Below are 18138 nucleotides of genomic sequence, written 5' to 3'. Positions count from 1 at the left end.
TCACGCCTCTATTTCAGACTTTTTCCCGATTTCCTCTGCTTGAACAGCCAAATCTCTCTAGTCACTCCTTGTCTCACGCCTCTATTTCAGCCATTTTCTCACTTTCCTCTGCGCGAACAGTCAAATCTCTCTAGTCACTCCTTGCTCTACGCCTCTATTTCAGCCCTTTTCCCAATTTCCTCTGCGCAAGCTATATTATTCTGCTGCTATTCCCCAATAACTCCCTCCGTTAAAGCCTGCAGCCACAGATTCTCACCCAAAGAAAGACATCAACATCCTCTCCACTTTTCCTGAATTTAGCGGATCAGCTTTTGTCTCATATGTAATTATTAAATTCTTTCCTAAATAGATACCGGAATCCTCCATCTTTTTAAGGCGCCCTAAGTTATAAGCCACATAGCCCATCTCATCCATTTTTCCTAAGTGCTCATAGTAGACAACCTCTCTTGTCTTTTTATTTAGCAAAGTGAAATCCGGATGAACAATCTCTCCGCTTGAAAGTTTCAACGGACACTCATATCTGTATGGAATATCCAGCTTCTCAAGAACTCCTATGATTACTACTTCTGACTTGGACCTGACTCTAAGGCCGTTTGCTGTCAAATGTACAGGATCAGCTTCATCAAACTCTTTTCCTTTGTAGGGTTTTGTTTTCCATCTTCTTGCGTACTCCTCATCTGTTATGTCTGCTGGATTAAGAATCTTCTTGATTTCATCAGGATATTTATCATAAATCTTCAAGAAAGGCTCCTCATACTTATCTAAAAAGGTTTCGATCAACTTCTGTTCTTTAACCGCGGCTGCAATAACTGCTCTGTCATAGTCATTTCGAGCATACGCATAGATCTTTTCCATATTATCTTTTCTCAGATATCCACCTTCCTTCTCTCCTCTCTGCCTAAAATAGTATTGATAAAAACTGCCTTTGTTTATAATTCGAAGTTTACCTTCCGGGGCATTCTTCAAAAGTTTTGTTTTCTGTTCTATCAACTTTTCCAGATCATAGCTTCGACATCTTAGCTGAAGCAAAAAATCATTTTTTCTTAACACAAAAATTCCTCCATCGCGCGCATCTAGGCGCAAAAAACTAACAGCTCACATATACGGGCCAATTCAAAATTTCCAACAAAAATAGGGATTTTTATTGTCTGAACGACAACGGATACATTTTTATCATAGAAAAAATTGGAAGTCAACCATTCTCTCAAGCGTAAAAATGCCGTATTATATGAAAAAAGAAAACTTTTTTGAAAAATTTTCATCAGCGGAAACCCGCTTGAATTCTAGCGTTTTCGTATTTGTAATTCTAAAAAAAGAAAAAAAATTGAAAAATTTTAAAAAAAGTGCTTGCATTATAAAAAAAACCGTAGTAAGATAGCACTTGTCGTTGAGACAGCGACACGAACACCAATAAAGATGCGCTTCTAGCTCAGTTGGTAGAGCACCTGACTCTTAATCAGGGTGTCCAGGGTTCGAGCCCCTGGAGGCGCACGCCGAGTACTGTTTTGTGGGTATATCCCATGGGGCGGTACTTTTTTTTGCGCAAAGCAATGAGCCATGCAAAATAAAAGATATAATTTACCCGCGGGAGCTCGCTCACTAAGGGTAAACTATATCTTTTATTTTATACGGCGAATGCCGCGACAACGAGGGCGCTAGACGTCCGGGGGACGTCTGTTTAGCGCCACCCGAAGCGGAGCGAAGACAGAAGCGCAGCGGTTCCGAGTCTGTCGGCATGGTTCTACCTGTAACCCTTATAACACAATCTTCTTACTATTTTCCTTCAAATATGCACCATATTCAGTCTTTCCGGTGAAGACTGCTGTGAGCTTAAGCTTTCTCTTGTCGTCTGAATTAACCAGCTTCTTTCCGGGTTCTCTTTTCTTATCTTCTGTTTTAGTCTTAAATTTATAATTCTCATAGTCTTTGGCGTATTTTTTAACATTCTCCATAGTCTGCTGGTAGGCGGTCATAATATCCTCGCGTTTGATGACCTTACCATCCTTAGCAAACGGAAGCAGATCCGTTTTGAGATCTTTATTTTTAATTCCTGTTAATCGTATAGATTCTCCACCATTATTTGAAAGCAAATACAGATTATCCATAAGTTCCGATGCTTTTTTCAGTTCCGTATAAAAACTCTTATATTGCTTTGAATTCCTAATGCCACTCTTTGCATTTTTGGCATCTGCAGTAATTGTATGGAAAAACTCACAGGATTCTCTGCTTACAGCCGGGAATTCATTCTTCTGTGAATCCATACTGTCTAAAAATCCATTCACTTTTGACGCATTACCAAGTGTCTTTTTGTTAGCCTCTTTTGATGCAAGCTCTCCTGCTTCACTCAGGAATGGTCTGTGTTTACTAAAATGAGTTGCATACTTAAGCTCTTTGTCTAAATCCTCCATATAAGTGGATGCTAACTTATCGCCATTAATGAGAGCATTACTGTGTTTAATGAATTTCTTGAGAAAACCATCACAATCAAAACCTTTTTTCGAGCATCCATTCAGTACTGCTCTAACAACTTTCTTCTGATTGTCACTCTTGAGTTTTCCTTCGATCATTACTCTGATAGTTTCAACATCATACTTTGATTCAATAAACTTATCCCTTTGGTCTTCATCCAAATTAAGCTTATCAATATTAATCTCATGCTGTGGCTCATCAAGCACTTCTTCATGCTTCATAGTCTTTATATCATTAAAACTGATTTTCTTTACAGGTTCTTTTTTTTCACCCTTATTAAGCTTTTTCAGCTCTTCTTCAGCATACTCAATTACAATATCAAGATTATCATGGCTGTTAAAGGTCGCCTGCTCCACACTACTTTTGCTTAGTCTGGAAAGTTCACTCATAAGGCCTCTTGTATCAAGCTCGTCTTTTAAAAATTTACTAAATACTGTTACTGCGTTCAGTGTCTCAGTTCCTGTTTCATCGTTTGCTATTGCATTCATATACGCTCTCAAAGCGTTTTTCTGATTCTGATTTTCAAGACGTGTTTCGAGCAGATCAGAAAGCTGACCCAGGTTATAATTCGCTTTTGGAAATCCAAACAGTTTATTATACGCACCGTTTAAGTGTCTGATTTCATAATCTCTATTTTCGATCTCAACTACTTCCTGCTTTGGCATTATTCCCCTCCTTGCCACGCTCATAAGAAATATTTTTTTAAGCGTACATATAATTTTTCTTGTTACTTAAATATATATGCATCAGAATAAAAAATTACACGCGTAAAATTAAAAATGCACTCAAAAAATAAAAACTCCCGAAATCATTATGATTCCGGGAGCCATAAAACATTCTAATTATTTGATCTTTGTTCCTATTACATAGGTTCCGTTTTCTCTACGAGCACAGAAGAAATAACCCTCAAGCTTGATGTAGATAGGCTGGTTCTTCTTGACCTTAAGCTTTATCTTCTTTGTTTTACCGTAGTCGATACTGCCGTTTGCCTTAGCTCTCTTGGACTTGTTGAATACAGTGTACTTGAGGTGTGATAAGTCATTTCCAAGGTCGTTGTTTGTGATCTTGATGGTCATTGTGCCGGTCTTCTTGGGCTTAATCTTGAAAAAGTCTACATCCTTATCGTGTTCGATTGTTCCGTAAATGTTCTTGCCTGATTTATAAGTCTTCTTTGCTGTTTTGAAATCATTTGGCTCTTCAGGAGTGATCTTTACGTAAGTTGAAAAACCACTTCTCCAACCATCGCTGTGGATGTGAAGATAAATTGTTTCATGAGCTTCCATGCCGATAACTACTGTCTCACCGTCACCTGTAAAGAAACCTGAATGACCTGTAGCCTTACCGTTCTTATAATAGAATGCAAAATTGGGCCAGACGTCTCCATCTGTGTGTGACATTGTTACTTCAGCATAAGAACACTGATTAGAATAGTTTGTGAACTTATACCAGCGGCCAACCTTTGACTCTTCCTTTGTAAGTGAACCTGTTTTAAAATCATCATTGCCGATTTCAAGTGCTGTTTCTCTCGAAACATTTGTCTCGGCTGCCTTAACCTTAAGGCCTCCGAACCCTCCAAGTGATGACACTGTAAGTACAGCAGCCATTACTAAACCTAAAACTCTTTTCATTTCCCCTTCTTCTCCTTTTTCGTGTTCTCCCCTCACGAAAATAATTTTATATTAACAGCAAAAGTAAAAAAATGACTTAATCTTCTCATTACTTCGCTATTAATCACATAATTCAGCGAGTTGCGGCAATAGTTTCCGCAACATCTGACAATATATATAATTATCTGACTTTTCTCAAAAGTTGTTCCCCAGGTCTTAATGACCACAGCTCCGGGTTTCATTCGCCTTCTGTGCTTACATTTCCTGCTTTTTCGGGATGCTCAAGCATCTCCTGCATGGTCTTCCAGCCAAGAACAGCACACTTAACTCTTGCAGGCATGTGTGAAATATCCTGAAGTGCTGCTGCCTCATCGAGCTCTTCAAGCTGCTCCTCGTCTTTAATCTCGCCCTTAATCATTCCCATAAAGGTTCCTGCAAGCTTAATGGCATCCTCTTTGGATCTGCCAATGATCTGATCTGCCATCATATCTACTGAAGCCTGTGAGATAGCGCAGCCTGAGCCGCTAAACATGGCATCATCGATTACGCCGTCTACCACTTTAAGCTGTAATGTAATATCATCGCCGCAGCTGGGATTAACGCCTCTCAGCACCAGATCGGGATTCTCCATCTCTCCCTTGTGCACAGGTCTTAAATTGTGCTCGTTAACTATTTCTCTGTATAAACCCTTTAAATCCATTATATTGCCTTTCTAAAACCCTTATTCGGCACTTCGTGCCACCTTCTCCGTTCCGCTTCGGTCCGCGCAGAACCGACGTCCCCCGGACATCGTACGCCCCCTTTTTATGGAGAAGGCAGTATTTTAATTATCTTTCTTAAAACAACGCTCAGTCCTCATATCCCATAACAGCGCGGACCTTGGAAAGGTGCTCTAGGAATCTGTCTACCTCTTCCTCTGTGTTATAGAAATATACGCTGGCTCTTGCCGTTGATCCTGCACCTATAAACTGCATAAGAGGCTGCGCACAGTGATGTCCTGCCCTTACGCATACATGATCATCATTTAAAACTGAGGAAATATCATGAGGATGAACTCCATCCATTGTAAATGTAACGATTCCGCTGTGCTTTTTGGGATCTGATGATCCGTAGATCTTGATATAAGGAAGCTTTTTCATGCCTTCCATCATGCGGACAGTGAGTTTTTCTTCCTGTTTGCTTATAAAATCAAAGCCAACCTTCTGAAGATACTTAATTGCTGCTTCTAAGCCTACAGCTCCTGCTGCATTGACGGTTCCTGCCTCGAACTTATGAGGAAGCTCTGCATAAGTGGCATCCTCTCTTGTAACATATTCGATCATCTCGCCGCCTGTAAGGAAAGGTTTCATATTTTCAAGAATGGCCTTTTTGCCATACAGTACGCCAATTCCCATAGGAGCCATGAGCTTATGTCCTGATAATGCATAAAAATCAGCATCAAGCGCTTGTACATTCACAGGAATATGGGGAGCTGCCTGAGCACCGTCCAAAACAACTGTAGCGCCCTTTTCATGAGCGTAAGCCGCAATCTCCTTAACGGGATTGGTTATTCCAAATACATTTGAAACATGCCCGATAGACACGATCTTTGCCTTATCAGTAATCTTGCTCTTATATTCAGCCTCTGTGATCACGCCTTCTTCATCAGGCTCCAGATAGATGAGCTTTGCCTTTTTCTCACGGCAAACCATCTGCCAGGGAAGAATATTGCTGTGGTGCTCCATCACGGTGATAACCACTTCATCGCCTTCATTTACATTGGAAAGGCCATAGCTGTATGCCACAAGATTCATGGACTCTGTGGTATTTCTGGTAAATATGATTTCTTCAGGAGATGCTGCGCCGATAAAATCAGCAACTACTCCTCTTGCATGCTCATATCTCTCTGTGGCGTCAACGCTCCAGTCGTAGAGACCTCTTAAGGGATTTGCATTGGAATTTTCATAAAAATCCTTTATAGCATCCACAACCGCAGTGGGTCTCTGAGATGTGGCAGCATTATCAAAATAAATGTAGTCCCCTTTTCCAAGTATGGGGAAATCTTTTCTGAAATCCTCAGGTGTCATCCTATTGCTCCTTCTAGCCTTCCTGCATCCGCTCCTTAGACACCCCTCGTCCTAAATCCTGAAGGCAAATGATGGTTAATAAATTACAGTATTGTTCTGATAAACTGCTGAATGCGAATAATAAGCGCTTCATCAGGTATCATACGTGCTATAGATTCCATGCGGGCACGGATCATAAGCTTTTTGGCAGCATCTTCATCTATTCCTCTGCTCTCCATATAGAAAAGAGTGTCATCTCCAAGCTGTCCGATGGATGCGCCGTGGCGACCATCCACATCTTCCTCTCCGCAAAGAATAACAGGCATAGTCCTGTTTACTACATCAGGGCTAAGAAGAAGCGTATCCTCCTGCTCATCGCCCACTGATCCTGCACTTCCTGTCTTAAAATCAAGAGTTCCTCTGAAGGTCTTAACCGCATTATCAAGAAGTACTCCTCTGAATACCATGTTGGACTCAGTCTTTTGTCCGTACTGATCTGCAACATAGTTCATGTCGTATTCCTGTGTATGTCTGCAAAGGTAACCTGTGTGGTTATTGAAAATACTCTTTCTTCCAAGAAGTGTAACTCTTGTGCCGCCCCAGGTCTTACCTGCTCCAAGCTGCATTGTGATGGTCTCGATATCTGCCTTATCATCACATGCGCCGCCTATATCATCAAAATGAACAAAGCCTTCGCTGAGCATCTGTACCTTAACAAGGTTGATCTTTGCACCCTCTTCTGCAAGAAGTCTGGTGCTTATCCCAAGAAATCCCTTGGCGTCTGCTTCGGATTCATACTCCATGATAATGGTTATTTCTGAACCCTTCTTTGCACAGATAACCTGACTTCCAAGTACGCATTCCCCGTCTTTAAGTGAATATTTAATGTGAACAGGCTCTTCAACCTTATAACCTTCATCTGCAGTGATGATCATAACAGGTACATTCATCTCGTCCATAAGGTTATCGACTTCTATGCCCATACCAGTGCGAACGATCTGTCCATCATTAAAAGGTGCTGTATCGCCGTTTGGCCCGGGAAGCTTAGTCTGCTTCGCCTTTATCTTTTCATTGATCTTAGCAAAAACATCCTGAACATCGCTCTTTGCAGCATCGCTTTTAACAGTTACTGCCGCCGGAATCATATCAGGCTCAGGCGTCTTTGTATTCTCAATATATAAATCATTAACATCAATCTCGCTGCTGTTTGACTTAAGAAATCTGTAAGTCAGGGCAGGCAAGTGATTTACTTTCATCTTTAAATCCATGTTTTTGTCCTTTTGTAACCTAAATGTTTGTAAGTAGCTACAATCAGCCTCCTGACATCTCAAGCTTAATTAGGTTATTCATCTCAACCGCATACTCAAGAGGAAGCTCCTTGGAAACAGGATTAGCAAAGCCGCTGACGATCATGGCTCTTGCATCCTCCTCGGAAAGACCTCTGGACATCAGATAGAATACTGCTTCGTCACTGATACGTCCTATCTTTGCTTCATGTCCTACATCAGCATCATCTGTTCTGATATCCATTCCGGGGATTGTATCCGCACGGGAGATGGAATCCAGCATAAGTGAATCACAGGAAACTGAAGTCTTGGCATGCTTTGCCTCTTTATTAATGATAACTGAACTTCTGTAGGTTCCGATTCCGCCTGACTTTGAAATAGACTTTGTCGAAATCACTGAAGAAGTGTATTTACCCTGATGAACTACCTTGGCACCTGTATCAAGGTTCTGACCCTTTCCTGCAAAAGTGATACCTGTGTACTCCATTGTGGAGTGGTCACCCTTAAGGATGGTCATGGGATACAGATAAGATGTATGTGAACCGAAAGAACCGGAAACCCATTCCATTCTGGCACCTTCTTCTACAAGGGCACGCTTGGTATTAAGGTTATACATGTTCTTGGACCAGTTCTCTATGGTTGAATAGCGAAGTCTCGCATTCTTTTTTACAAAAAGCTCAACGCAGCCTGCATGAAGGTTCGCTACGTTGTACTTGGGAGCTGAGCAGCCCTCGATGAAATGAAGATCAGCGCCTTCATCAACGATGATAAGTGTGTGCTCAAACTGACCTGCACCTGCAGCATTAAGTCTGAAATATGACTGCAGAGGGATATCAACCTTTACTCCCTTGGGTACATATACGAATGAACCGCCTGACCAAACTGCTCCGTGAAGAGCTGCATACTTGTGGTCAGTGGGCGGAACAAGCTTCATGAAATACTCATGGACCATATCCGCATACTCACCGGTAAGGGCACTTTCCATATCTGTGTAGATAACGCCCTGATTGGCTACTTCATCCTTAACATTGTGATAAACAAGCTCTGAGTCGTACTGAGCGCCAACACCTGCAAGAGATTCACGCTCTGCTTCAGGGATACCCAGTCTCTCAAAGGTATTCTTGATATCCTCGGGAACATCCTCCCACTTGCCCTTCATATCTGATTTTGAGCGAACATAGGAAGAAATGAGATTCATATCAAGACCATCTGTTTCAGGGCCCCAGTCAGGCATCTCAAGCTCGTTATATATCTTAAGAGAATCAAGTCTGAACTGTCGCATCCACTCGGGATCATGCTTTTCCTCGGAGATCTTCTTAACGATATCCTCGGTAAAACCGTCCTCCATGCGGTAGAAGTCCTGCTCGTTCTCCACATCCTTTATGTCATAGACACTGCGGTCAATATCAACGACCGTCTTATTATTTTCTGCCATCTTTTTATCCTTAACTAATTATCAAATAGTGTCGCAGCCACTGCAGCCTTCACATCTTACATACTTCTCGAAACCGTTCTCATTGATCTCATCAACAAGTCTGCCATCTCCTGTAGTAATGATGCGACCCTTAACAAGTACGTGTGTGTAGTCTACGTGAAGTGACTCTAATATCTTGGTGGAGTGAGTGATGATAAGAAGTGCTCCATCCTTCTGCTTCTGATATTCCTGGATGCCCTTTGATACTGTTCTTACGGCATCAACGTCAAGACCTGAATCTGTCTCATCGAGGATTGCAAGCTTGGGCTTAAGCATAAGGAGCTGAAGTATCTCTGCCTTTTTCTTCTCACCGCCTGAAAAGCCAACGTTCAGGTCACGGTCAGCATACTCTGAATCCATGGTAAGAAGGTCCATAGCCTCTGCCAGCTGCTTCTTGTACTGAAGAAGCTTAACGGGCTTACCTGTCTGCTCATGATAAGCATTCCTTATGAAGCTGCCAAGTGATATACCTGGAACCTCAAGAGGATTCTGGAATGATAAAAACATTCCTGCCTTGGCTCTCTTATCGGCAGCCTCATTTGTAAGGTCCTGACCATCAAAAATGATCGAGCCATCAGTAATTTTATAGTGAGGGTTACCCATAAGTGTGTAACCAAGTGTAGATTTTCCCGCACCGTTAGGTCCCATTAAAACATGGGTTTCTCCGGGCTTAATCTCAAGATTTATGTCGTGTAAAATAGGCAGATCTTCTACTGATGCAGAAAGATTTTTAACCTGTAATAAAGACTGTTCTGACATATTATATGTACTCCTTAATAACTCTATAAATATCATTATCTGCGCATAATCCAAATGATTATAACACAAATTTGCACATATATCATTAAGTGTGTTTAAATGTATATGATAATGTTTCGCAAAATAAATAATTGAATGGAGACAAAATGGAATTTTTAACAGATGTAATTCTGGATACACTGATAGACGGCTTTAAGCTGCTGCCCTTTTTGTTTATTACATACCTCATTATGGAATACTTAGAACACAGGACAGGAGATAAAACTCAGCAGATTGTTCAAAAGGCCGGAAAATTTGGACCGCTCTTTGGCGGAATCATAGGAGCATTTCCCCAGTGCGGGTTCTCTGCTGCCGCATCAAACCTTTATGCGGGCCGCGTAATCACCCTGGGAACCCTGATTGCAATCTATCTGTCAACCTCAGATGAGATGCTTCCGCTTTTCATATCATCAAATGAAATAGCTGCTGACAGAATGGTAAAAATAATCGCCATCAAAGCTGCTCTTGGTATTTTCTATGGTTTCCTTGTGGACTTTATCTTAAGGAGCTACAGAAGGTATAAAAAAAGAGCCGAGAACGACCCTGTAAGAATTGAAGAATTATGCAAAAGAGAGCATTGTCACTGCGAAGAGGACAGCCCCAAGATTTCAGCTCACAGAGGCCGTAATGATGAAGGCTCCGCTGATCAGTCAAAAATCAGTAAAGCTAAAATCGCAAAGGAAACCCATACTCCTCACGAGCACTCCCACGAGGGACACGGTAATATCCTTAAATCCGCATTTATACATACACTGCACATCTTTATATATGTGCTGATCTTCACCTTTGTACTGAATACACTGATAGAGCTTATAGGCGAAGATACTATTTCAGCCTTCCTTAACGGAAATGCCGTAGTGAGCCACATCCTTGCAGGAATAATAGGACTTATTCCCAACTGCGCAGCATCTATCATTATCACCACTTTGTACCTTAACAGCATGATCACCTTCGGAACCATGATGTCAGGTCTTCTGGTAGGTGCAGGCGTTGGTCTCCTTATCCTCTACAGAGTAAATGAAGGAAAGGTAAGAAACCTGCAGATAACAGGTATCCTTTATCTTATTGGAACCTTTACAGGTCTCATCCTTGACCTTCTTCGCTTCAGTATTTAAATCATTCACTGTAAATATAATCACTTACAAGTGCCCCGTTCTCCGGGGCATTTATTATTATGGAAATACCGTTTTCTTCCATATCAGCCATTTCTTTTTCAAAAGAAAGCTCGTAGGTATTCTCGTTGCCAAGAGTATCTGTAGTCACAAGTGTATATGTGTTTCCTTCATATAATGTGATGGTGATACCGGCGATTATCCTTCCGGAGGGAAGTGTCATTCCGTCAAAAAGAAGATTCCCTGAGTCACCGCCTGCAGAATCCTTAACTATCATGCTGCTAAGCTCTGACCCTGACTTATTCTCGATATAGCAAAGCACGTCATGATACTTTGCAAGATCCTCGCTTAAGTCCTGCTCAACCTTAAGCTCTTTTTCCATCTCCCCACAAAGGTACTGATAGTCGTAGATAAGACTATCCATTCCCATAAGAACACCTTCTGTGTCCTTGTTCTTCACCTTTTTAAATTCAAGGGCTTCGTATTCCTCTTCCTTTTGCTCAAAGTTATAGAGCGCATCACTGAAGGTATCAACCGTAAGCTGTGAATAAAGCTCCTCAGCAGCCTTTCTTGCGCTTCGCAGTTCTTCTCTCTTAGCCTCGGCAAGAGCCTGATTATCCTTGGACATTCCGCAGGCTGACAGCATAGCTAACGTTAAAATCGTAATGACAATAAATAATCTTTTTTTCATGTTATTCCTTTTCATATATCTGCAAATTATAAATTCCTGAATCTCCTTGGAAATTCAGGAATTCAAAACTATTCTATCAGTTTGCCTGCTGCTTTGCCACTGGAATAACGACAATGAATCTGATCATGTGATCCCCGTCCCTTTTGGCCTCTATGGAGCCGCCATGGGAATTGGCTATAGCTCTCGCAACAGAAAGGCCTATGCCGTAGCCGCCTGTATTTCTGCTTCTTGAGGAATCAGCCCGGTAAAATCTGTCAAAAAGTCTGTCAAGATTCCCCTCAGGGATGCTGTCACAGGTGTTGGACACTTCGAATATAGCTTTTTTGCCTTTACTATCAAGCTCTAAGCAAATGTTCACAACGCCCTTTTCTGAAGCATACTTCATGGCATTGTCGATAAGCAGGGATGAGAGCTGGTTTATCGCATTTTTATCACCCGAGATATGGATATTCTCCGTAATATCCATGTTGTACTTAAGATTTCTTGATTCAGCAACAGGCATAAAAGACTGTGCGGCATCCTTTACCGCATAGCTCATATCCAAATCTGAAAATACCACGTGGATATTCTCTTCTTCCATCCTTGAAAGGGTCAGCATATTTTTTACAAGTCCGTTCATCCTCTTAATCTGGCCGCGGATGCTCTGGGTCCATTCGGTTTTCCCTGATTCAAGCTCGATTACATCCACATTGGCGGACACAACTGCAAGAGGAGTTTTTAACTCATGACCGGCATCGGTAATAAAGCGCTTTTGTTTTTCAAGGGACTCAACAACAGGAGCCACCGCTTTTCCGGAAAAGAGATAAACCAGAATAAACATGCCTATAAGGCTGACACCTGCAATCCCAAGAGTCATTAAAAGAAGTCTGTTTGCACCGTAAAAACCACTGCTGCAATCGAGGAAAATTATAAGTGTTGATCCGTCCTCGTTCTCCTTCAAAATATATCTGTAATGCCAGTCGTAATAACCTCGTTCCTTGTTACCACTGTTAAAAACCTGCGTCGCTATTTCCTCGGCTTCTGACTTTGATACAGCGGCTATATGCCCTACATCTGTATTTAAAACCAAGCCGTCACTATCAAGCTTTACCCAGAAATATCTTGTCTGGAATGGCATCTCTATAGTTCTGTTATAGGCTGCTTTTCCGCCAAAAAAGAACCCATCCATGTCTTCAGGTTTCATAGGCGGGCCGCCATCGTTCTTTTTCCCAAATTCCATTTTCATCTCAGGGAAAAAGCCTTCATTTTCCGCAAGGATATTAAGGGCATCATCAGCGCCTGACTGAACCTCTCTGTAATTTAGGAAATTTATTACGCCGATAATTGCTACCAATATCAAAAACAGCGACAGCATTGCCGTTAGTACAAATTTGCGACGGAGCTTTTTTACCATATATCTTAACCCTTTACTACCATTGAATATCCAACGCCTCTTGAAGCCTTAATCTCACAGGTTGCTTCAAGTTGCGTAAGCTTTTTCCTGAGGTTTGAAATATATACCCATACTACATTTACATCTGCTTCGCCATCAGACCAGATTCTGTCCATAAAAGCATCAACAGATATGACTCTTCCGGGATTCTCCATAAGCATCTCAAGCATCTGGAACTCCCTTCCAACAAGCCTTATTGCATCATGTCCCTCTGTTTTAAGTTCGTAGGTTGATCTGTTAAGCTCAAGGTTTCCGCAGGACAGATTATTTGGAGCATAGTCTGCTTTTCTTCTGGTCATGGCCCTTATTCTTGCAAGGAGCTCTCCCATATCAAAGGGCTTTGTGAGGTAATCATCAGCCCCAAGATCAAGACCGGTTATTCTGTCCTCTATCTCTGATTTTGCTGTAAGGAAAAGAACAGGAGTGGATATGCCCTTTTCTCTTATTTTCTTAAGGACCTCAGTGCCCATCATTCCGGGCATCATGATATCCAAAATGATTCCGTCATATTCACTGCTAAGTATGTAATCAAGAGCATCCTGTCCGTCGTAAACCGCATCAACCGTATAGCTTGAATGCTTTAAAATGGCAACCAGCGCGTTTGACAGTTCTATCTCATCTTCAGCTAAAAGTAACTTCATCAGAAACCTCCAAAAATCATATTTCTATTCGTAATAGTCAAGGAGCATCAGCTCAACAACTCTGTTGTAGCTGGCCTTTCCGTCATTTATTCCATTTGCCTTAAGTGTTGTATCCACAAAGGTGTCTGCTGCCTTTTTTACTGTTTCAGTTGAAAGAACTGCCTCATTTTCAACCTTTTTCCAATCATCCTCTGCAAGAAAAATATTGTCGTGCCTTACAAGCTCCGAAGGCTTCACATGGCTCTTATACTCTTCCTTGGAAACATTTTTATAAAAGGCATTGTTCACATAATTAAGAACGCCCATGTAACCGCTGTATCTGAAAAACTTATCCTCTGACTTTGTGCAGGCAAGATAAGCAAGGAAATTGGCTTCATCCTCCATAATATAGCTTCTTGTGTGAGAAAGCTCATGGCACATGGTAAAGGGCTTATTTGTGATATACATAATGGTATTGTAATTTGCTTCCATAGAAAAAGGAAAATAATACCCCTGCATGTACTGCTGGGATACAAAGCCTGAGAAAAACAGAGGCTTTGGAGTCACATAGAATCCTGAAAGCTTGGGATAGCTATCCGATATTCCTCTCATGGAATCCGCTGCCACCTTTTTCATATCATCCTCAGTAAGGGCTGTCCCGTCTTCCGATAAGCAGATCACATTTCCTTCTTCGTCCCTGTCCATCTCCTGTGCCAGCTCGTTACATTTATTTACAATATAGTCCCGCAGCTCAGCCAGCTCGGACACAGTAAAATCCCTTGCTTCATAAGAATCCTCCGCTATGGGTGTGGTTCTATAATTTATAAAGCAGTTAAGGGTCATGATACAGGAAATGATAATAAGAACTCCTGCTGTAGCCTTGCAATATCCCAAATAAACACTTCTAAAGGTCTTGTTCCTGTTTATAAGTATTGCACATAAACCTAAAACAAAAATAAAAACCCAGAAAACTCCCACTAAAATCATTATTTCGCCTACGGAAATTGGCGCAAGGGAAGTGAGCCTGCCAAGTGTTCCTACCCAGATCGGGAAAACATAAGCAGAGTAAGCATCTGCAAAGCCCGGCCAAAATATAGCCAGAATATTAAGTAAAATGGTTGCCGTCAAAACGGTGATGAGAAACTTTTTCATAATTAATTTCTATCACTATTTCGACCGCTTTGTAAACAAAAAACAGTCCCCGTTTTTTATAAAAAAACAAGGACTGTTATAACCACATTTAACCTTCTGTTGAATCGGATTCTGAACTGTTTCCACCATCAGGAGTCTGAGGTGCTTCGCCGTCCTGCATCTGAGGCATTTCGGGTCTTTCTCCATCCTGCATCTGTGGTCTTTCTCCTCCATTACCGTGACCACCTCCGGGGCCGCCCATCATGCCGCCTGTCTGACCTGCGGTTGTAGCTTTGTCGCTTACTGTAATGGTATCTGTAGTATCAGCTGCTGTAATTGTGTACTCACCCTCTGTAAGCTCAGGGCTGCTAAATACTATTGATGCTGCTGTTTTATTAAGAGTATAGCTAAGAAGCTCTGTGCCTGTACTGTCAGTGATAGTGATCACATCTCCTGCAGACAAAGTAGTTTCAAAGCCATACAATATCGAGTACTGCTGCGAATCAGAACTGAAGGTCTCAGCCATTCCGCTTGATCCAACTGCGATAACCGTGCCGCCTGAGATATATGCACTTCCGCCCTTATCAAGAGGTCCATTTCCGTCATTTTCAGGTCCGTCAACAACTACGTAGCCGCCGTCAACATACAGATCTCCGTTTGAATCTATGCCATCTCCTGCTGCATTTACATAAAGCTCTCCGCCATAGATGTGGATATAAGCATTTTCATCATATTCCATACCTCCGCCCATATTTCCGAATCCGAATTCATCCTGAGAGGTACTTGTTGATGCGTTAAGTCCATCATCACTTGCTACAACTGAGATAGTTCCGCCTGTAATATCAATGGTGTCGCCCTCTAAGCCTTCGTAGCTCTCTGTTACATTGATATTTCCGCCTGCTATATAGAGAACTGTGGCAGCGTGAATACCGTCATCTTTAGCTGCAATTTCAAAATCGCCGCCCTCTATATAGATATATCCTTTGCCGGCTTCCTCTTCATTGCTTGTATGAATGCCGTCCTTCTCTGATCCGCTTGTGAGATTAAAGGTGCCATCCTTAATTCTTACAGAGTCTTTGCCCTCTATGGCATTTCCTGTAGCTGTGATATTGATGGTTCCGCCTGTAAACTTCACATCATCTTTGCCTACAATGCCGTTTGCGTAGGATGCATATATATTAAGAGTTCCGCTTCCGTTAACTGTGATATCGTCTCTGCTGAAAACAACACCGTCCACGTTTACGGAATCGTCTTCCTGAACATACTCAGCTCCTGTATCAGAAAGGTTATTTTCACTGCCATCTGCAAGAGTTAAAAATACCTTATCCGCATTACTTACAAAAATGCAGGCGCTGTCGTCATTAGTTATTGATGCGCCATCAAGGACTATCTGAACCTTATCGTTATCTCCTGCATCCACAATTATCTGGCCGTCATCCAAAGTTCCGCTGACAATATATGTACCCTCAGCAGTAATCGTTATGGTGGTTCCATCAATGCTTACGCCGCTGTCTTCACACTCTGCGCCGCTACCGTTTAAAGTAATTTTACCTGACGAGTTCTCATCATAGCTGTAGTCAGAGTCTCTGTCAGTGAACATATTTGAAAAATCAAGATCTGAAACTGATGTTACAGCTCCAATTGAAGTAGTGTCTGTACTGGCATTAACAACATTTTCTGCCGTATCTGATGTGCTGTTCTCCAAGTCATCAGTATTATCTGCTTCTTCGCTGTCCAAAGCACTATCAGTCACTTCTGCAGATACTGTCTCTTCATTTTCTGTCTGCTTTGCTGATGATGAAGCTCCGCAGGCAGCGGCGCCAACACCCAGAACCATTCCTGTTGCAAAAATTGCAAATAAAGTTTTCTTTTTCATAATCTATACCTAAATCAGAAAGGGGCACATACTCTCTATAGTTTGTATATGCACCCCGCCTGCCTTTCTTTTATCAAATTCCTTCAGCTACTGCTGCAACCGGTCTTGAGAAGGAAATCTCAAGGTTGCCGTTTCTAAGTCTCATCTCATCGATCATTGCCTTTGTTGAAGCGCCTCTTCTCATAGTTACATCGTAGGAGAGCTTATAAAGGCTGCCCATTCCTGTGGTCTTTACTTCGTTAAGTGTTGCATTTGATGTATATCTTGCAAAAATGTCATCGAAAATTCCCTCAAAATCCAGGCTCTCAGGTACTGTGATCTTGACTGTTCTTACCTCTGCTCCCATTCCGCCAAAATCGACAATTCTAAGAACAAGGTTAGCTATTGTGATAATAACTGCGAATACAAGTGCCAGTCCAATATATCCCATTCCTGTTGAAAGACCTACTGCCATGGCAAGGAAGATGTTTGTGATATCCTGTCCTGAACCGGGCTGTGATCTGAATCTTACAAGGCTGAAGGCTCCTGCAACGGCAATACCTGCGCCGATATTACCATTTACCAGCATGATAACAAGCTGTACGATTGCGGGCAAAAGCGCCAGTGTGATGGTCATGCTCTTTGATGTGCTTCCCTTGATATTTGCCATAAAAGCTATATACACACCGATTGCCAAAGAGCAAAGAGTTGCTGCAAAAAATGAAGCTCCTGTAATTGTTCCTGCTTCCATAATGCTTTCAAATAATAATGTAGACATTTCAAATCTCCTTTTCCTGATCAAGCTGTAAGAAAAATCTTACCGATACTTTTGTTTTCATAATTAACTGCTGCTACCCGGCCTTCCGGATACATGTAATCCACATACCCTCTTCCGTATTTAGAAAAAGACGTCTGCCTTATTCCTATTTCATCAAGGATATGGGCCATCTCTACGCTCATGGCACCTGCAATCTTAAGTTCCATAAGCCTTTGTCCGGGCTTTAAAATCTCATTCCCAACATTTCCACTTTTAAGATCAAGATGATCAACACGCCATCTGATATTCTCATCAAAGGTTATTCGAAGCTCCTTATCTTCGATTCCCGCCATTGCTATCCTGTCGTAGGATATTGCCATTGCAGGCCCCAGTCCCTTGTAGTAATTCTTAAAATAATCAATTTCGTTTGATATCTGGGACTGTTCTTTTGCAGCCTCTCCTTCATTTAAGTAGGAGATCGCATCCTGGTATTTCATTCCGATTCTTCTCTTATATACGATGCCTTTATATTTTTTCTTGATCTCTATAAAAGCTCTTGTGTCATCTTCCGGAATCCCGTAGGTTCTGAGCCTTAGCTTTTCCTTGTATACAGGCTTTTCCAATGATCTTTTTATAAGTGAAAAATCCGGTGTGTCATAATATATGTTTAAGATGGAAGTTTTCCCGTAATCATCGACTTGAGCCATGCCCTCAAGTCGCTCTCTTAATGCTCTGTACTGAAAATCCTCCAACAGATATTTCGTTTCATATCTCTGAAAAGTATCTTTAAATCCGCTCATTTTTGCCCTCGTTTTCTGTGAGTCATTTTCTTTGTTCTGATGCAATAATACAAAGTCAACC

At 41.7% G+C, this 18138-nt stretch carries 16 protein-coding genes and 1 tRNA gene; 2 read left to right on the top strand and 15 right to left on the bottom strand.

The features are described 5' to 3' along the window. Positions 1–252: 252 nt before the first annotated feature. On the bottom strand, positions 253–1050 hold the full coding sequence (locus G610_RS0109200; protein WP_051197897.1) for a hypothetical protein: 798 nt from the start codon (positions 1048–1050) through the stop codon (positions 253–255). Between the two features lie 368 nt (positions 1051–1418). Between G610_RS0109200 and G610_RS0109190 the strand changes: the two genes are divergently transcribed. Beyond that, positions 1419–1491, top strand: a tRNA-Lys gene (locus tag G610_RS0109190). Between the two features lie 263 nt (positions 1492–1754). Here the strand turns inward: G610_RS0109190 and G610_RS0109185 are convergent. The 7 genes from G610_RS0109185 to sufC form a co-directional block, all read right to left on the bottom strand. Beyond that, positions 1755–3134, bottom strand: coding sequence for a hypothetical protein (locus G610_RS0109185; protein WP_026524545.1), 1380 nt, complete (start codon positions 3132–3134; stop codon positions 1755–1757). Positions 3135–3311: 177 nt separating this feature from the next. Beyond that, positions 3312–4097, bottom strand: coding sequence for a hypothetical protein (locus G610_RS0109180; RefSeq protein WP_026524544.1), 786 nt, complete (start codon positions 4095–4097; stop codon positions 3312–3314). Between the two features lie 217 nt (positions 4098–4314). After that, positions 4315–4776 (bottom strand): Fe-S cluster assembly sulfur transfer protein SufU, encoded by a 462-nt coding sequence (sufU, locus tag G610_RS0109175; protein ID WP_026524543.1) that lies wholly within the window; start codon positions 4774–4776, stop codon positions 4315–4317. A gap of 148 nt (positions 4777–4924) precedes the next feature. Continuing rightward, positions 4925–6142 carry an aminotransferase class V-fold PLP-dependent enzyme gene (locus G610_RS0109170; RefSeq protein ID WP_026524542.1) on the bottom strand — a complete coding sequence of 406 codons (1218 nt, stop codon included), beginning with the start codon at positions 6140–6142 and terminating at the stop codon, positions 4925–4927. An 83-nt stretch (positions 6143–6225) separates the two neighbouring features. Beyond that, complete coding sequence (locus G610_RS20350; protein ID WP_051197896.1) at positions 6226–7389, bottom strand: SufB/SufD family protein; 1164 nt, start codon at positions 7387–7389, stop codon at positions 6226–6228. A 43-nt stretch (positions 7390–7432) separates the two neighbouring features. Then, entirely contained in the window at positions 7433–8842 is a 1410-nt protein-coding gene (gene sufB, locus G610_RS0109160) for a Fe-S cluster assembly protein SufB (RefSeq protein WP_026524541.1), read from the bottom strand. Between the two features lie 21 nt (positions 8843–8863). Further along, positions 8864–9640 carry a Fe-S cluster assembly ATPase SufC gene (gene sufC / locus G610_RS0109155; RefSeq protein ID WP_026524540.1) on the bottom strand — a complete coding sequence of 259 codons (777 nt, stop codon included), beginning with the start codon at positions 9638–9640 and terminating at the stop codon, positions 8864–8866. A 146-nt stretch (positions 9641–9786) separates the two neighbouring features. On the opposite strand from sufC, the gene G610_RS0109150 reads away from it, so the two are divergent. Beyond that, entirely contained in the window at positions 9787–10794 is a 1008-nt protein-coding gene (locus tag G610_RS0109150) for a putative manganese transporter (protein ID WP_026524539.1), read from the top strand. Position 10795: 1 nt separating this feature from the next. Here G610_RS0109150 and G610_RS0109145 read toward each other — a convergent pair whose 3' ends face one another. The 7 genes from G610_RS0109145 to G610_RS0109115 form a co-directional block, all read right to left on the bottom strand. Further along, a complete protein-coding gene (locus G610_RS0109145; RefSeq protein WP_155830995.1) occupies positions 10796–11482 on the bottom strand; it encodes a hypothetical protein in 687 nt (228 codons plus the stop codon). A 76-nt stretch (positions 11483–11558) separates the two neighbouring features. Then, a complete protein-coding gene (locus G610_RS0109140; RefSeq protein WP_026524537.1) occupies positions 11559–12875 on the bottom strand; it encodes a sensor histidine kinase in 1317 nt (438 codons plus the stop codon). 5 nt (positions 12876–12880) lie between these two features. Next, positions 12881–13555, bottom strand: coding sequence for a response regulator transcription factor (locus G610_RS0109135; RefSeq protein WP_026524536.1), 675 nt, complete (start codon positions 13553–13555; stop codon positions 12881–12883). Positions 13556–13579: 24 nt separating this feature from the next. Then, positions 13580–14686: a DUF3810 domain-containing protein gene (locus tag G610_RS20345; protein WP_051197894.1), complete on the bottom strand. Its 1107-nt coding sequence runs from the start codon at positions 14684–14686 to the stop codon at positions 13580–13582. Between the two features lie 88 nt (positions 14687–14774). Continuing rightward, positions 14775–16541, bottom strand: coding sequence for a carbohydrate-binding domain-containing protein (locus tag G610_RS20340; RefSeq protein ID WP_051197893.1), 1767 nt, complete (start codon positions 16539–16541; stop codon positions 14775–14777). Between the two features lie 73 nt (positions 16542–16614). Further along, positions 16615–17298: a DUF4956 domain-containing protein gene (locus tag G610_RS0109120; RefSeq protein ID WP_026524535.1), complete on the bottom strand. Its 684-nt coding sequence runs from the start codon at positions 17296–17298 to the stop codon at positions 16615–16617. Between the two features lie 20 nt (positions 17299–17318). Beyond that, positions 17319–18077 carry a polyphosphate polymerase domain-containing protein gene (locus G610_RS0109115; RefSeq protein ID WP_026524534.1) on the bottom strand — a complete coding sequence of 253 codons (759 nt, stop codon included), beginning with the start codon at positions 18075–18077 and terminating at the stop codon, positions 17319–17321. Between the last annotated feature and the right edge of the window lie 61 nt (positions 18078–18138).

This window comes from Butyrivibrio sp. MB2005 (assembly GCF_000424285.1).
Lineage (GTDB): Bacteria > Bacillota > Clostridia > Lachnospirales > Lachnospiraceae > Butyrivibrio.
This window is presented reverse-complemented; position numbering and strand designations above follow the sequence as displayed.

Coding starts and splice junctions, on each gene's coding strand:
- G610_RS0109150 (WP_026524539.1), top strand. CDS start 9,787: ATGGAATTTTTAACAGATGTAATTCTGGATACACTGATAGACGGCTTT.
- G610_RS20350 (WP_051197896.1), bottom strand. CDS start 7,389: ATGGATTTAAAGATGAAAGTAAATCACTTGCCTGCCCTGACTTACAGA.
- G610_RS0109145 (WP_155830995.1), bottom strand. CDS start 11,482: ATGAAAAAAAGATTATTTATTGTCATTACGATTTTAACGTTAGCTATG.
- sufB (WP_026524541.1), bottom strand. CDS start 8,842: ATGGCAGAAAATAATAAGACGGTCGTTGATATTGACCGCAGTGTCTAT.
- G610_RS0109170 (WP_026524542.1), bottom strand. CDS start 6,142: ATGACACCTGAGGATTTCAGAAAAGATTTCCCCATACTTGGAAAAGGG.
- G610_RS0109120 (WP_026524535.1), bottom strand. CDS start 17,298: ATGTCTACATTATTATTTGAAAGCATTATGGAAGCAGGAACAATTACA.
- G610_RS20345 (WP_051197894.1), bottom strand. CDS start 14,686: ATGAAAAAGTTTCTCATCACCGTTTTGACGGCAACCATTTTACTTAAT.
- G610_RS0109180 (WP_026524544.1), bottom strand. CDS start 4,097: ATGAAAAGAGTTTTAGGTTTAGTAATGGCTGCTGTACTTACAGTGTCA.
- G610_RS20340 (WP_051197893.1), bottom strand. CDS start 16,541: ATGAAAAAGAAAACTTTATTTGCAATTTTTGCAACAGGAATGGTTCTG.
- sufU (WP_026524543.1), bottom strand. CDS start 4,776: ATGGATTTAAAGGGTTTATACAGAGAAATAGTTAACGAGCACAATTTA.
- sufC (WP_026524540.1), bottom strand. CDS start 9,640: ATGTCAGAACAGTCTTTATTACAGGTTAAAAATCTTTCTGCATCAGTA.
- G610_RS0109135 (WP_026524536.1), bottom strand. CDS start 13,555: ATGAAGTTACTTTTAGCTGAAGATGAGATAGAACTGTCAAACGCGCTG.
- G610_RS0109185 (WP_026524545.1), bottom strand. CDS start 3,134: ATGCCAAAGCAGGAAGTAGTTGAGATCGAAAATAGAGATTATGAAATC.
- G610_RS0109115 (WP_026524534.1), bottom strand. CDS start 18,077: ATGAGCGGATTTAAAGATACTTTTCAGAGATATGAAACGAAATATCTG.
- G610_RS0109140 (WP_026524537.1), bottom strand. CDS start 12,875: ATGGTAAAAAAGCTCCGTCGCAAATTTGTACTAACGGCAATGCTGTCG.